Annotated in this window: 10 protein-coding genes; 2 read left to right on the forward strand and 8 right to left on the reverse strand. The window is 66.1% G+C overall.

Going from position 1 to position 14,526, the window contains the following annotated elements; translation table 11 throughout:
• Positions 1 to 2,951: 2,951 nt before the first annotated feature.
• Positions 2,952 to 3,875, forward strand: coding sequence for a ParA family protein (locus ACPYN9_RS10795; protein ID WP_424466460.1), 924 nt, complete (start codon positions 2,952 to 2,954; stop codon positions 3,873 to 3,875).
• Positions 3,876 to 3,992: 117 nt separating this feature from the next.
• On the opposite strand, the gene ACPYN9_RS10800 is transcribed toward ACPYN9_RS10795, so the two are convergent.
• Positions 3,993 to 4,400: a hypothetical protein gene (locus ACPYN9_RS10800; RefSeq protein WP_424466659.1), complete on the reverse strand. Its 408-nt coding sequence runs from the start codon at positions 4,398 to 4,400 to the stop codon at positions 3,993 to 3,995.
• A 19-nt stretch (positions 4,401 to 4,419) separates the two neighbouring features.
• On the opposite strand from ACPYN9_RS10800, the gene ACPYN9_RS10805 reads away from it, so the two are divergent.
• Positions 4,420 to 5,364, forward strand: a complete 945-nt coding sequence (locus tag ACPYN9_RS10805) for a ParB/RepB/Spo0J family partition protein (RefSeq protein WP_424466653.1) — start codon at positions 4,420 to 4,422, stop codon at positions 5,362 to 5,364.
• 215 nt (positions 5,365 to 5,579) lie between these two features.
• Here the strand turns inward: ACPYN9_RS10805 and ACPYN9_RS10810 are convergent, their stop codons facing one another.
• From ACPYN9_RS10810 to ACPYN9_RS10840, 7 genes are all read right to left on the reverse strand, one after another.
• Positions 5,580 to 6,542 carry a D-alanine--D-alanine ligase family protein gene (locus ACPYN9_RS10810; RefSeq protein ID WP_424466462.1) on the reverse strand — a complete coding sequence of 321 codons (963 nt, stop codon included), beginning with the start codon at positions 6,540 to 6,542 and terminating at the stop codon, positions 5,580 to 5,582.
• 35 nt (positions 6,543 to 6,577) lie between these two features.
• Positions 6,578 to 7,900 carry a PLP-dependent aminotransferase family protein gene (locus ACPYN9_RS10815; RefSeq protein WP_424466464.1) on the reverse strand — a complete coding sequence of 441 codons (1,323 nt, stop codon included), beginning with the start codon at positions 7,898 to 7,900 and terminating at the stop codon, positions 6,578 to 6,580.
• A gap of 105 nt (positions 7,901 to 8,005) precedes the next feature.
• Complete coding sequence (gene ybaK, locus ACPYN9_RS10820; RefSeq protein ID WP_424466466.1) at positions 8,006 to 8,491, reverse strand: Cys-tRNA(Pro) deacylase; 486 nt, start codon at positions 8,489 to 8,491, stop codon at positions 8,006 to 8,008.
• A gap of 23 nt (positions 8,492 to 8,514) precedes the next feature.
• Positions 8,515 to 8,838: a thioredoxin gene (gene trxA, locus ACPYN9_RS10825; RefSeq protein ID WP_104285239.1), complete on the reverse strand. Its 324-nt coding sequence runs from the start codon at positions 8,836 to 8,838 to the stop codon at positions 8,515 to 8,517.
• A 104-nt stretch (positions 8,839 to 8,942) separates the two neighbouring features.
• Entirely contained in the window at positions 8,943 to 9,935 is a 993-nt protein-coding gene (gene trxB / locus ACPYN9_RS10830; protein ID WP_424466468.1) for a thioredoxin-disulfide reductase, read from the reverse strand.
• 72 nt (positions 9,936 to 10,007) lie between these two features.
• On the reverse strand, positions 10,008 to 12,092 hold the full coding sequence (murJ, locus tag ACPYN9_RS10835) for a murein biosynthesis integral membrane protein MurJ (protein ID WP_424466470.1): 2,085 nt from the start codon (positions 12,090 to 12,092) through the stop codon (positions 10,008 to 10,010).
• Between the two features lie 2 nt (positions 12,093 to 12,094).
• A complete protein-coding gene (locus ACPYN9_RS10840) occupies positions 12,095 to 14,506 on the reverse strand; it encodes a DUF6049 family protein (RefSeq protein ID WP_424466472.1) in 2,412 nt (803 codons plus the stop codon).
• Between the last annotated feature and the right edge of the window lie 20 nt (positions 14,507 to 14,526).

Here is a 14,526-nt window from a genome sequence, read left to right on the forward strand (position 1 = left end):
CCACAGACCCCACACCGGGATCGGCGGCCAACGCCCCTCAGACCGTGTTCACAACCTCACGGGTCAATACAGCTAGATATCGAAATTGAATGCGCGTATTGGTTGCCCGGACCGACTGAGGTTCCACGTGAAACACCATCGATTCGCACCCGCCTTTGAGTAAACGCGATTGTCGCGCTGTGTGACTCGGTGCCGAGGGCCATGCGAGGAACCTCATTCAGGGCCACTAGGTAGGCCCTGATCGGATCGGTCGCAGCTACGACGAGTCGAGTGTGCAGCGCCTGGTGGAGTTCCCAGTGCTGGTTACTCGTTCAGCGGGTGATGCCGGACGCTGCGGCGCGAGCAAGACCGCGATCGATTCTCACCGACGACTAAGCAAGCATTGAACCTCTTCGAGACGCTGAGAGCGGAGGCCAAGCGGCTGCGATCTTGCGTGCTTGATACTCCGGCTCCGAAGTTCGTTGGCGTCACGAAATCGGCTTGTGCCCTGGGTGTGACCGCTCATCTCCCGCTACGCGTCTCGATGTTCTGAAGAACTGTGTTGCCTGGCGGTCGGTCTTTCCTGCGACCGTGTCTCGTTTCGCTGTGCACATAACCTAGTGCCCGTCGTTGCTTCTACTGCAGTGAGCTGATGGCTGTTGCGTCCAGCAATTGGTACTAGGTGCGACGGGTGCGCGTCGAGGGTCGAAGGACCGCAACTGAGTTGTCGTGCTCCGTCTTGATAGCCGTCGCTGTCTCTGTCGCTGCTGCTGTTGCCGCTGCTACCGCTGCTGCTGCTGCTGCTGCCGCTGCCGTCATGGTCGTGGTGGGAGTGCGCCCGCGGAATCGGTTGGTTCGTGCGGCCGAGGACCCGAGGCGTCCATATGCGCGGGCCGCTCCGTTGGAGGTGCAGGTGCTGTCGCGGAACTTGCAGGTGAGGTGAAACGGACGATCCTCAGCCCGGGCCTGGTGCGGCAATTAGATTAGAGTCGGCCTCGATTCTCGTTATGTTCGCGCGAAGTCGAATCGTCCGAGGTCGTTGTTTCACGTGAAACGAGACAGCTGATGACGACGTGCACCGACGCTGGGCGCATGACGACCTGAGTCGCGCCTGTACAAACCGAACGTGTCATCTTGTGCTTTCCGAATGCATTCGAACCGGGCTAATCGACAGGCTTCCAGGCCGCGCCCCCCAGGTACTCGAGACAAGAAACGGGTTGATGCTGTACGGAGTTGCGAGCAGCAAGACGCCTGGGGCTGGGGCGGGGGTAGGGACTGGGACAGAGAGAAGGGGTGGGACTGGAACTGGGACTGAGGCCGGGACTGGGACTGAGGCCGGGACTGGGACTGAGGCCGGGACTGGGACTGGGACTGGGACCGAGGACTGGGACTGGGGTCGAGACTGGAGTCGGGGCCGGGATAGGGGTTGGGACTCAGACAGGGACTGGGGTGGGACAGAGTCGGGGCTCCGGGAGCGTGGCGGGGGTTGTGGTCGTTGTCGACTGTTTCTGAGCTCTCGACTATGTCGAGACACCCGTACCCGTACCTGTGGCTCGGGGCGTGATCCTCGATGGTGCCTCTGGCTGTGCAAAGAGTGTCCTTTCATGAGTGATTGCCATCGGGAACTATCCCGACTACTCCCTCATGTGGGGTGACGGTGACGGTGACGGTGACGTCATCGTGCGATTCACGTGCCTGTGAAGGCTTCATGAGTGCGTGGTGATCCCTGCGATCGTGATGGACTGAGCGGGCGCGTCCGCGTGCATCCGTGTGTGCGTGTGTCTGGGTGTGCGAGTGCGTGTGTGTGCGGTTCTGGCAGAGCGTGAGTGTCCGGATGCGAACAGAGCGGCGGGGCGGGGCATTGAGGCGTCAAGAACGGAACGCGGCGGACATACTCATGTTGCGGCGCCGCTAATAGCAACGGACTCAACGATGCGAGTCCTGGGCGCAGGACGATGTGTGCGGGCAGCTGATGTAGGTGAGAGGTCCTCGCGGATGCCGAGGATCGGTCTCAGTAGTAAAGCGACGTCCTCTCCTCGGTGACCATCTGGTACGGAGCCACGTGGTGTTGAGCCACTTGGTGCGGAGACCGCATCTGTTGTCGCGGCCCCGGACTCGAGGATCTCCTTTTCGCAATGGAGGCAGCAGCGTTTCACGTGCAACTCCACGCGTGGGTGTGCGTGCGTGTGTGCGTGCGTGTGTGCGGGCAAGGCTCGGCTCCGTGGCGAGTGGGCGGCGTTCACCGTTCGCTCGCAGACGACTTGACCGGCAACGCCGCGGGACCTAGGAACGCCGCGGGGCCTAGGAACACCGGGGCCCAGGACCCGACCCCTGGGCGTGGATGATGTACGCCGACGAGGTGCGGTATCGGTGTACCCGCGCGAGCTGGCCGGCCGCACGACTGGAGGCATCCGCGATGGCGCCTTGGGACGAGAAGCTCGTGGCCTCGTGAGGTCTTACGGGTCGGTGACCAGACTGTAGCTGAGCCCTTGCTTCTCTTCACACCGCGAATTTTCCGCGGAGCGAGGGGAACGAACTCCTGCACCAGGAACCGATCGATCGTCAGTAGCCCGATCTACGCTCTTGAGCACAACCAAAAGCTGCACCCCGCTACCCGGTGGTGGTTTCACGTGAAACGTATAGCCCTTCATGCGTGATGGCGACCTCGTGCATGGACGCACTAAAACTGCGACAGTCCTCCCATCGGGCTCTGACACGCGTGTCCCCACGCGGCCACGTTTGCTGAAGCAGTACCCAATACCCATGCCTGTACCTCTTGCATGGCAATCCAGGGAAGAGCTGTAGTGCAGTAGCGCTAGACCAAACCCTGTGGCTGAGGTTGAGACCTGACACACGTTTCACGTGAAACGGCGCCACCGGAGCACACTGGCGATTCCACAACTCTGAGCGTCACCGCGTTTCCCGCTAGGAAGTGGGGCACAATTGAGACGTCTACTTGAGGGAGAGCATTCTTGAACGCTTCATCTGCCGGCGACGCCGCGACGCCATCAGCGTCTGGGCTCGACGATTCACCGCTCGCGACAGCACTGTCCGAGCTGAACCAGCGGAGGAAGAGACTGGGCAAGAAGGACGTTCCCCTCCCCAACCACACCCGCATCTTCACCATCTCCAATCAGAAGGGTGGGGTCGGCAAAACGACCACCGCTGTGAACCTCGCCGCAGCACTCGCAACGCTGGGTGCGCGCGTCCTGGTCATCGACTTGGACCCCCAAGGGAACGCCTCGACGGCTCTCGGCATCGAGCACCGGGGCAACACCGCAGGCACCTATGAAGCTCTGCTCGACGGCGAGCCCCTGAGTGAACTGATGCAGCAGTGCCCCGACATCGACACGCTGTGGTGCGTCCCAGCCACGCTCGACCTCGCGGGTGCCGAGATTGAACTCGTGAACCTCGACAAGCGGGACTACCGTCTCAGGCAAGCCATTGCGTCGCTCCTCGACGAAACAACCGGCACAGACGACGAACTTCACTACATCTTCATCGACTGCCCACCCTCCCTCGGGCTGCTCACCATCAACGCCTTCGTGGCCGCCCGGGAAGTCCTCATCCCCATCCAGTGCGAGTACTACGCGCTCGAAGGCCTCGGTCAGCTCATCTCGAACCTGAACCTCCTATCGCAGGACCTGAACCCACAGCTCCGGCTCACGACGATCCTGCTGACCATGTACGACGGACGCACGAACCTGTCCCAAGAAGTTGCCGCCGATGTCCGCGAGCACTTCCCCCAGGAGACGCTGAAGGTCGCGATACCGCGCACCGTCCGAATCTCCGAAGCCCCCAGTTTCGGCAAGACCATCATTTCGCACGAACCAACCTCGACCGGCGCGATCGCGTACCTCGAAGCGGCCGTCGAAATCGCCCAGCGAGGAGCATAAAACCATGGCAACCAAGAAACGCACCGGACTGGGACGAGGCATCGGAGCTCTCATCCCGACCTCCGACAGAGGCGCATCACGCCCATCAGACGTCTTCTTCGACAGCGAGACTCCCGCCTACCCCACGACTGCATCGGTCAACACCAATGCAAGGTCGAACGACGAAGCTGCCACCGACGCCGCGCCAGCCGCGAAGCCCCGCAGCACGGCGGCGGCATCAGAAACGAAGCCTGTGGCCGCGCCCGCAACACGCGCGAAGACCACGAGCGCACGAGCCACGGAAAGCAAGGCAACGGGCGCAACCAAGGCAACCGGGACCACCGGGGCCACGGGGACAAAGACGCCAGCAAGTGCCGCAAAAGCAGGAGCTGCGAAGACCACCGCGAGGAAGTCCCCGGCAACCAAGACGGCGAGCTCGTCTGCGACAGCAACAAAGAGCAGGGCCACAGCCGCCAAATCCGTTGCTGCCACCGCCACGGAGGCATCCGAGTCGACTGAATCGAAGAACATCGATTCAACGAGCACGGTCGAGGACACTCCTGAGCTGAGCGCAGCGACGCCGGACACCGGAAACACCGATGCAGCCGACGCTGCACGTGACGCTGCAGTCGACGGTGTCGTCGAATCGAACGCCGATGGACTCATCGAGATCCCCGGCGCCACGCTCCGCGCTCTCGACCCGAGCCGCATCGTGCCCAACGCGCACCAGCCCCGAACGGAATTCGACGAGGATGCGCTGCAGGAGCTCATCATCTCCGTTCGCGAGTTCGGTGTGCTGCAGCCGATCGTCGTTCGCCCGATCCCGTCCGATCACCCGCTGCGCGACGAGGCCGACTTCGAGCTCATCATGGGTGAGCGCCGCCTCCGGGCGACGAAGGCTGCCGGCCTGCCCAGCATCCCTGCCGTCATCCGGAACACGGAAGACGACGTCATGCTTCGTGACGCACTTCTCGAGAACCTGCACCGCAGTCAGCTCAACCCCCTGGAAGAGGCCTCGGCGTACCAGCAGCTGCTCAACGACTTCGGCATCACGCAGGAGGTGCTCGCCGAACGCATCGGCCGGTCCCGCCCGCAGATCAGCAACACCCTGCGCCTCCTGCGCCTCCCGCTCGAGGTTCAGCGTCGTGTCGCCGCCGGCGTCCTCTCCGCCGGCCACGCCCGCGCGATCCTCAGCGCCGGCGAGCCAGCCGCCATGCAGCAGCTCGCCGACAAGATCGTGAACGAAGACCTCAGCGTGCGCTCGGCAGAGGCCGCTGCTGCCAAGGCGAGCAGTGCCAAGGCAGACACGCAGGCCCCCGTCCACAAGGAACCACGCAGCGGTCTCACCGGCTACCTCGACGAGATCGGCGAGCAGCTCGGAGATCGCCTCAACACCCGCGTGAAGGTCACCCTGCGGCGCACCAAGGGCCAGATTGTCGTCGACTTCGCGTCGATCGCCGACCTGAACCGCATCCTCGAAGAGCTCGGCGAATCCGCGCCGGGCAAGTAACAGCGCGTCCATCTCACCGAGGCGCGGGCGTGCCCCGCCTCGGTGAGGGCCTGACGGCTTGAGGACTTCAGTCAGGCCACGCCCCTTTGCGGCCCTCAGCCTCTCAGCCCCTCAGATACGCCCCAGATGCCCGCAGATACGCCCGAAGCGGGTGGATGCGCCACTCGGCGCATCCACCCGCTTCGTCGTGCAGCGCTCGGTTAGCTGCGCGGTTGCTACTCCAGCGGCCCACGCGCTGCGGCGGCCGCCGCGAGCTGCGCGTAGATGGCACTGAGCTCGGAGTCGTCGGCTTCGATGCCGAGCGGCACGATTGACGTCTCCGTGAGGCCCGGGATCGGGTCGACTTCCAGGAACCACACGACCCCGGCATCGTCGATGATGAAGTCGGCGCGAGCGATGTCGGACAGTCCGATCGTGGCGACCGCACGCAGCGCCGCCTCGCTGACCCGCTCAGCCTCGTCGTCCGAGAGGCGCGCCGGAGCGTAGTACGTCGTCTCCCCGGCGTTGTAGCGGGCCTCGTAGTCGTACACGCCGTTGTTGGCCACCACCTCGACTGCGGGGAGCGCGAGCGGCTCGCCGTCAAGGTCGAGCACACCGACCATCACCTCGCGTCCTTCGACACGCTTCTCGATGATGACGGTGTCGTCGTACGTGAACGCCGTCACGAGTGCCTGGGGGAGCTCCTCGAACGTGGACACCGAAGAGACTCCCTGCGCAGAGCCACCCTCGACGGGCTTGACCACCGCGGGCAGCTCGATCCCGCGCGCGATGAGCCGCATGACCGCATCAGCCCCGAGTTCGCGGAACGTGCTGTTCTCCAGCACGATCGAGGGGGGAGTCGACAGGCCGGCACGCTTCGCGAGCGCCTTCGCGGTCGCTTTGTTCCACGCGAGGCGCGCCGAGGTGGGGCGAGAGCCGACGTAGGGGAAACGCGCCGCTCGCAACAGCGAGTACAGGGCACCGTTCTCGCCGCTCGACCCGTGGAGCAGCGGCCAGACGACGTCAGGCTTCGCTTCCTCCAGGTAGCCAAGCAGAGACGCGTCGGGCTCGCGGATCGTGACGTCGGCGCCCGCGCGGCTCAGCGCATCCGCAACCCGCCTGCCGGATCGCAGCGACACGTCTCGCTCGTGCGAGATGCCGCCGGAGAGGATGACGACGTGCAGGCCCTCGATGCTCAATGGGGTTCCCTTCGTAGGAGAGTCAGGTGCCGCGGTCAGGAGATGTTCGGCGGGGGCATGTTGACGCGGTCCTCGTCTGGACCCCGCCGAGCGGAGGTACCGAACGTCTCGACGAGGTCCAGCTCGCCGTTGATGACGTTCGCGAGGCGTCGCACGCCGAGCTTGATGCGCTCCGGCGTCGGGTAGCAGAACGAGAGCCGCATTTCGTGCCGGCCGCGTCCGTCGGCGAAGAACGCGGTGCCTGGCGTGTAGGCGACGAGCTCCTTTACGGCGCGCGGCAGCATCTGCTTCGAGTCGAGCTGCTCGGTGAGGCGCACCCACACGAAGAAGCCGCCGTCGGGCTTCGTCCAGCTGAGCTGCGGGAGGTGCTCGTGCAGGGCCTGGTCCATGGCGTCCCGACGCTCGCGGTACACGGCGCGGTAGCCCTCGATCTGCTGCTGCCAGTCGCTCTGCCGCAGGTATTCGGTGACCACCCACTGGTTAAACGTCGACGGCGACAAAATCGACGACTCGACGGCCAAGATGAGCTTCTCGCGGATCGCGTGCGGCGCGAGCGCCCACCCCACCCGGAGGCCGGGAGAGAGGATCTTGGAGAACGACCCGAGGTAGATGACGTTGTCGGCGTCCATGGATCGCAGCGCCGGGAGTCCGGGCTTGTCGAAGTACAGGAGCCCGTACGGGTTGTCTTCGAGGATCAGGATGTGCTCGCGCTTGCAGATCTCGAGCACCCGGATGCGCCGATCGAGGCTCATCGTCACGCCGGCGGGGTTGTTGTAGTTGGCGACCGTGTACAGGAACTTGATGGTCCTGCCCTCGGCGCGGAGCCGCGTGATCGTTTCCTCGAGGGCCTCCGGAATGAGGCCGTCGTCGTCGAGGGCGACGTGCGCGACGTCAGCCTGGTACGACTTGAACGTGCCGAGCGCGCCGACGTAGCTGGGCGCTTCGGCGAGCACCACGTCGCCCGGGTTCAGGAACAGCTTCGAGACGAGGTCGAGTGCGTGCTGCGACCCAGTGGTGGTGACGACGTCATCCGCCGACGCGTCGTCGATGCCCTCGAGGCTCATGACCTGCAGGATCTGCTCGCGCACCTCGGGGATGCCCTGCCCGCCGCCGTACTGCAGCGCCTGCGAGCCGTGCTCGCGCATCATGGTCGTGAAGGCGGAGTGGATGAGCTCCTCGGGCAGCGCCTGCACGAACGGCATGCCGCCGGCGAGGGAGACGACCTCAGGGCGGGAGGCGACGGCGAAGAGGGCTCGGACCTCGCTGGCGGCCAGACCGGCGGTGCGGTCGGCGTAGCTGGTGTACCACGGGTCAAGGTTTCGGCCTGTCTGCGGGCCGACGTCTCCTGGATGCGTCACGGGGTTCCTTCGCGAGAGTCGAAATCCCAGGATACGCCCGAGCGACGCGTCCCTTCGCGAACCGCATGCAGGAAGTGGACTGCTCGGTGCTCGGAGGAGGTCCGGTCAGCCGCGCGCGATCGGCGCCCGTGATCCGCCCGTGGCGACGAGAAGGGCGTCGGGTGCCACCTCGATGTCGAGTCCGCGTCGGCCGCCGGAGACGTAGATCGTGGGATGCGCGAACGCCGACTCGTCGAGGTACGTGGGCAGGCGCATCCGCTGCCCGAACGGGCTGATGCCGCCCCGCACATACCCTGTCTTCTTTTCGGCGAGGGCCGTGTCGGCGAGGGCGGCACGCTTGCACCCCGCTGCGTGGGCGAGCGCACGCAGGTCAAGGGAGCCGCTCACGGGGACCACGGCGACGGCGAGCTGCCTCTCGTCGAGCTGCACGACGAGCGTCTTGAAGACGCGCGTCTCATCGACGCCGAGCTTCTCGGCCGCTTCGGCGCCGAACGCAGAGACGCCGGGGTCGTGCACGTAGCTGTGAACCACGTGCTCGACCCCGGCTGCGTCGAGCGCTTTCGTCGCGGGCGTGATGGGTGCCCTCGCCATAGTTGCTTGACCTGACCTGCGACCTAGCCCAGGTAGTCGGCGAACTGCTTCTCGAGGGCCGCACGCGGGTAAGCGCCGACGACCTCCTTGACGACCTCGCCGTTTGAGAACAGCTTGAGGGCGGGGATGCTCGTGATGCGGAACTTCATGGCCAGGTCGGGCTCGTCATCGACGTTGACCTTGACGATGGAGAGGTTCTCGTGTGCTTCGCTCATCTGGTCGAGCACGGGCGCGACCTGACGGCATGGGCCGCACCAGGGGGCCCAGAAGTCGACGATGACGGGACCCTGGGCGTCTGCCACGATCTGGTCGAAGTTCGCCGTGGTGGCGACGATCGGTTCTGACATTGGTACCTCCGTTGGAGTTGTCGTGCTTCGTGGTGAATGGTGTTCGGTGCCGAGTGCCCGCCCGGATTGAGCGGATGCGCCCTGAGGCGCGGTGGGTCGGCCCGCTAGACGATGACGGTTTCGTTCTCGGTCACCGCGGCGGCGGCCTGGTCTTCGGACTCCTCCGCGATCGGCTCTGGGAGCGAGGCGAGGTACGCCTCGGCGTCGAGCGCAGCGACCGTGCCGGAGCCGGCGGCCGTGATGGCCTGACGGTAGTGCGGGTCGATAACATCGCCAGCAGCGAAGACGCCCGGGATGCTCGTGCGCGAGGAGCGCCCGTCGACCCAGATGGTGCCCTCTTCGGTGATGTCGAGGACGTCCTTGAAGAGGTCGATGCGCGGGTCGTTGCCAATCGCGACGAACACGCCGGTGACTGGCAGTTCGGAGCGCTCGTCGGTCTGCGTGTTGAGGACGCTGGCGGACTCGACGCTCGACTCGCCCGCGATGTCCTCGATACGCGAGTTGAGCATCCACTCAATCTTCGGGTTCTGCTCGGCGCGCTCGCGCATGATCACCGACGCGCGGAGGTTCTCGGAGCGGTGGATGATCGTGACCTTGCTCGCGAAGCGCGTCAGGAACGTCGCCTCTTCCATGGCCGAGTCGCCGCCGCCGACGACGGCGATGTGCTGGTCCTTGAAGAACGCGCCGTCGCAGGTGGCGCACCAGGAGACGCCACGGCCGGAGAGGCGCGTCTCCGCGTCGAGGCCGAGCTTCCGGTACGCGGAGCCCGTCGAGATGATGACGGTGCGCGCCTCGAAGTCGCCGCTGTACGACGTGGTGACCTTTTTGACGTCGCCGTCGAGGTCGACGGCGGTGACGTCGTCGTAGACGAGCTCGGCGCCGAAGCGCTCAGCCTGCGCCTGCATGCGCTCCATGAGGTCTGGGCCCAGGATGCCCTCGGGGAAGCCGGGGAAGTTCTCGACGTCGGTGGTGTTCATGAGCTCGCCGCCGACCTCGACACTCGAGGTGATGACTACGGGCTTCAGGCCGGCACGGGCTGCGTAGATCGCAGCCGTGTAGCCGGCAGGGCCGGAGCCGATGATGATGACGTTCCGCATGGGTCCTCCACACTTCTCGCAAGTCGCGGGAATCGCGGCTCGACATACAGGCAAACGCGTTGAGACTAGCGACTATTCCTTCGGACGAGGTGGTGAACCGCGCCCGTCGCCCGCATCGGTGTCGCCGCGGGCTTCGCGCGCGCGGCGCGCCTCCTCTTCACGGCGGGCGGCCAGCTCGATCACAGCTCGACGCTCTTCTTCGCGTCGCTCGCGGCGCGTGCGCGGAGGCTCCTGGCGTCCGACCTTCGGGATCTCGGTGGTCCGGGAATGCATGGGCAGGATGATGCCGGCGGTCGAGAGGTCCTCGGTTGCGCCGCCGAAGGCCCAGGATGCGGCGTTGACGCGCTCCTCGCGGAGCTCCTGCTCTTCGGTGTGGCGCCGCTCCTCGGCGGCGGGGTCCAGCTCCGCGTCCTCCGATGCGAGGTTCCAGGGGGTGGGTGCCGAGTCGTTGTCGGTGATCGTGACGGTGTCGGGGAAGGTCGCGAGGATGTCGTCGTCGAGTGCGTCCTCATCGCGGCGCGCAGCATCCGACGGGCCCGGGGTCTTGATGCCGAAGCGGGCGAGCACCGGACCGGCGAAGCCGCGGAACTCGGGCGACTTGAGCAGCCAGAGGAGCGGGAAGTAGAACAGCGCCATCACTCCGGCACCGATCGCACACGAGATGAGGGCCGGCAGCACGCCGGATCGCGGGAACCCGTCGTAGTCGAAGGTGCCGAGCAGGAACATGACGATCAGGGCCGGGATGGATGCGGCGACAGCCGCGATCGTGAAGCGGATGTACGAGCGCGAGATGTTCGCGAAGTCGAGCTGCCCCATCCGTCGCCGGAGGATGAACAACAGGATCGCGAGGCGCAGCGTCGACATGATCGACTGCATGAGCGCGAGCCCGACGACGATCAGCTCGAAGGGACCGATCGCGGCGAGGGCCATGCCGAAGATGTGCAGGGGGGCCGTAAAGAGGAAGACGTAGAACACGGTCTTCGTGTCTTCCAGTGCATAGAACGCGCGCTGCACGAGGAAGAGTCCGCTGAACGGGATGAGCCCGACGAGGAACGCGACGAGCGTCAGCGCGATGGAGTTGATGCCGGCGTCGGTCGACGCGAAGATGCGGGCGAACGGGACGGAGACGATGGCCAGCCCGAACCCCGAGAAGACAAGGAACATGCCGATGAGGCGTGACCCCTCGGAGAGGTCCTTGATGAAGTCCTTCGGCCTCCCGTCGCTGATCGCCGCGCTCATCCGGGTGAAGAACGCCGTGGCGATGGAGACGGCGATGACGGCGTGCGGGAGGGCGAAGATGAGGAATGCGTTCTGCATCGCGGCGATCGAGGCCGCACGGCCGAACGCGACGTTCGCGACGATCGTCTCGATGAGACCCGCGATCTGCATGATCACGAGCATCCCGAGCGTCCAGCCAGCGAGCTTGCCGACCTGGCCGAGGCCAGTGCCGCGGAACTGGAAGTCGAGGCCGAAGCGCAGGCCGGCCCGACGCCAGAAGAACAGCAGCACGATGGTCTGCATGGCGACGCCGAGCGTCGCGGTGCCGCCGAGCATCGCGATCATCGACGGGTCCCAGGAGGCGATGTCTCGATCCTGGCCGGTCGGGTCGGCCCCGAAGACCGCGCTGAAGAACACCAGGCCGGCGATACCGACGACGTTGTTGATGACCGGCGCCCACGCGAACGGCCCGAAAAGGCCGCGGGCGTTGAGGATCTCACCGAGCACGGCGTACATGCCGTAGAAGAAGATCTGCGGCATGCACCAGTAGGCGAACGCCACGAGCAGACCGAGCTGCTCCGAGCTCAAGCTCGCGCCATAGAGTGCGCCGATGATGGGGGCGCCGACCGTCGCGAGGATGGTGAGGCCGCCGAGCAGCACCATGGCGAGTGTGACGAGCCGGTTGACGTACAGCTGCCCGCCATCCTCGTGTCTCGCGGCCTTCACGACCTGCGGCACGATGACGGCGTTGAGCAGCCCGACCGAGATGATCGAGTAGATATTGCTCGGCAGCTGGTTGGCGCCGGCGAACGCGTCGGCGGAGACGCCGATGACGCCGATGGTCTGCGCGATGACGATGGCCTTCACGAAGCCCAGCACGCGCGACACCATGGTGCCGGATGCCAGGAGCGCGCTCGCCCGAGCGATGCCCTGAGCCATGCCTACTCCTTGGTGCTCTCGGTCGAGTCGACGGCGTCGACAGTGTCCGCGTCGGTGTCGGTGTCGGTGCCGTTGGTGTCCGTGCTCGTGTCCACCTCGGCTGTGTCACCGGATGCGTCGTCGAGCGTCGCACGACGGCGACGGATCGTGCGCACAAGGCCCGCGATGAACAGGACGGCGAGGCCGATGCTCGCGATCAGGATCGCGATGCTCTCCCACTCGGCCCGCACATCCAGCCGGATCTGCTTCGTCGAGGCGAGCGGCTCGCCCTCTGGCGTCATGACGTTGACGGTGACGTAGGTCGTGCCGTTCGCGATCGCCGTGATGGGGATGCCCACCCGAGCCATCGAGATCGGCTCGATCGCGAGCGCCACGGCGTCCCCGGTCTCTACGGCTCCCGTGGTCGGACGGAGCTCGACGAGCACCGTGACCTTGCGTCCCTCGACCGCGTTGGAGACGAACAGCGGCAGTTCGGTGTCGCGGCCGACGATGAGGGCCTCGGTCGTGTCGCCGAGCTGCACGGAGGACTCCGTGAAGGTCACATAGTCGCGGAGGCCGGCGGCCGCGACCTGCGCGTCTGCGGGCGACGTCGCCCACCCGGTCGCCAGTGCGCCAATCCCGGCCGTGCGCACTGGGTCGCTGTAGTCGAGCGGATCGTCGAAGATGGTCGAGATGGTCTGCGCTCGCTCGATCGTCTGCATGACGCTTGTCATCCTGTTGAACGCATCGGTGCCGACGCTGCCATCGATGAGCGAGGCCTCCCGTCGAGCGGTGTCGCCGTCGCCGGGGAAGGTGAGTGGTGTTGTGGATGCCCAGCTCAACTGGTCGAGGAAGCCCAGGGTCTGCGCAAGTCGCTCGCCGTCGAACTCGTCACGCGTCACCGTGCCCACCAGGGTGCGCGGCTCGTAGGGCAGCTCCCTGGTCACGACGGCCAGCAGCGTCGCGATGCGGGTTGCCGCTTCGTTCCACTCCTGGTCGGTCGTCGCGTGCACGGCGTCATCGATGGCGTCGTCGAGGGTCTTCTCGGCGATAACGGCGTTCCACCCCGCAACGGTCGCCTGCGCGCTCTCGGTGAAGTCGGCATCTGCGCTGATTCCGGCGTTTGTGTCGTCCAGGATGATTGTCTCCCCGCCCCAGCCGCGGAAGCGGTCGAGGTCTGTCGACTGCACGGTGCCCGCCTGCGGCCAGACCACCCCGCTCATCGTGTACGGGAAGCTGACGAGGCTCTCGGTCGTGGGCAGCGGCGGCGCCGTCGGCTCGGGCTCCTCCGTCGTCGTCGGGGTCGCGGTCGGGTCTTCGGACGAGGATGCGTCGGGTGCCTGGTCGCCGGTTTCGGTGTCGGGCTGGCCGTCCTCGGCAGGTGGGGTCGTCGTCGCGTCGGCAGTCTCAGTAGGCGTCGGCGTAGGCGAAGCGGTGTTTGTCGGGTCGGCGAAGTTGGCCGGGTCGATGTCGAAGTCGAAGTCGCTGATTTCGAGAGGCTGCTGCGCGCCCCACTGGGATTGCAGCGTGAGGCTCGCATCCGCGAACGGAAGCTCGAAGGTCTGGTTGTCGAGCGCGGTGAGCCGATCGAGCCAGCTGAGGGCCGACTCGGGTGCCGCAGAACCGAGGATTCGGATGGAGACGAGGATGCGCGGGTCGATGGCGACGGTTGCGTTCGGGCTCGCCTCGACGGCCGCCAGGATCTCGTTGAGCCTGCCGCCTGGTGCGGTCTCCTCGGCAAGCTTCTGGCTGCTGAGGAGCGGCTCATTGGCATCGACGAAGAGGCCCGACGTCACGGGGACGACGGTCGAGACGAGCGTCGGCTCGGCCGCCGCTGCCCCGTTGAGCACGATCGTCGACCGTGCCTGGGCCAGCGTCGTCTCATCGCTCGAGAGCGTCGCGGCCATGGCGCGAGGCCCGAAGTCGTCGGTCGCCTCGAAGGGGAGGCCTTCGGCCGGAACCGACACGCTTGTGGTCGCCGTCTCGCCGGGGGCGATAGCGGCCGACGCGAGACTCGCGACGACGTCGAGGCGCTCGACCGCAGCCTCGTTGCTCGAGGAGCTCCACGCATCCAGCGCGAACCTCGTGTCGATGGTCGACGCGCCGACCGCGAGCTCGAGCTGCGCCGGCACGAGCTCCGCTTCGGTCTTGTTGACGATCACGAGCTCGACGACCAGTGCTCCGCCCGGCTGGACGAGGCCTCCGTCGGCCGGTGCCGCGTAGATCGAGACCTGGCCGTCGGGAGCGTCAGAGATGGCCTGCGGCTGCTGGCTCGAGGCCCCGATCGTCACCGGGCTCGGCTGGCTCGAGGGTGCTGCTGACGCGCCACCGGTCACCCCGAGCGCCAGCAGCGACGCCAGGAGCGTCGCAGGGACAACCCGGCGTGCAACAGCACGCAGGAACCGTGGCACAGCTGCGCGCGGTGCGTGGTCCATGACCTCCATAGTAAGTACGG

This window comes from Pseudoclavibacter helvolus (genome assembly GCF_049707175.1).
Taxonomy (GTDB): Bacteria; Actinomycetota; Actinomycetes; order Actinomycetales; family Microbacteriaceae; genus Pseudoclavibacter; species Pseudoclavibacter helvolus_A.

What these genes read in the sequence shown, in the direction of transcription:
- ybaK (WP_424466466.1), bottom strand. Translation starts at nt 8,491, where the DNA reads ATGGCGAGGGCACCCATCACGCCCGCGACGAAAGCGCTCGACGCAGCC.
- trxA (WP_104285239.1), bottom strand. Translation starts at nt 8,838, where the DNA reads ATGTCAGAACCGATCGTCGCCACCACGGCGAACTTCGACCAGATCGTG.
- trxB (WP_424466468.1), bottom strand. Translation starts at nt 9,935, where the DNA reads ATGCGGAACGTCATCATCATCGGCTCCGGCCCTGCCGGCTACACGGCT.
- murJ (WP_424466470.1), bottom strand. Translation starts at nt 12,092, where the DNA reads ATGGCTCAGGGCATCGCTCGGGCGAGCGCGCTCCTGGCATCCGGCACC.
- ACPYN9_RS10840 (WP_424466472.1), bottom strand. Translation starts at nt 14,506, where the DNA reads ATGGACCACGCACCGCGCGCAGCTGTGCCACGGTTCCTGCGTGCTGTT.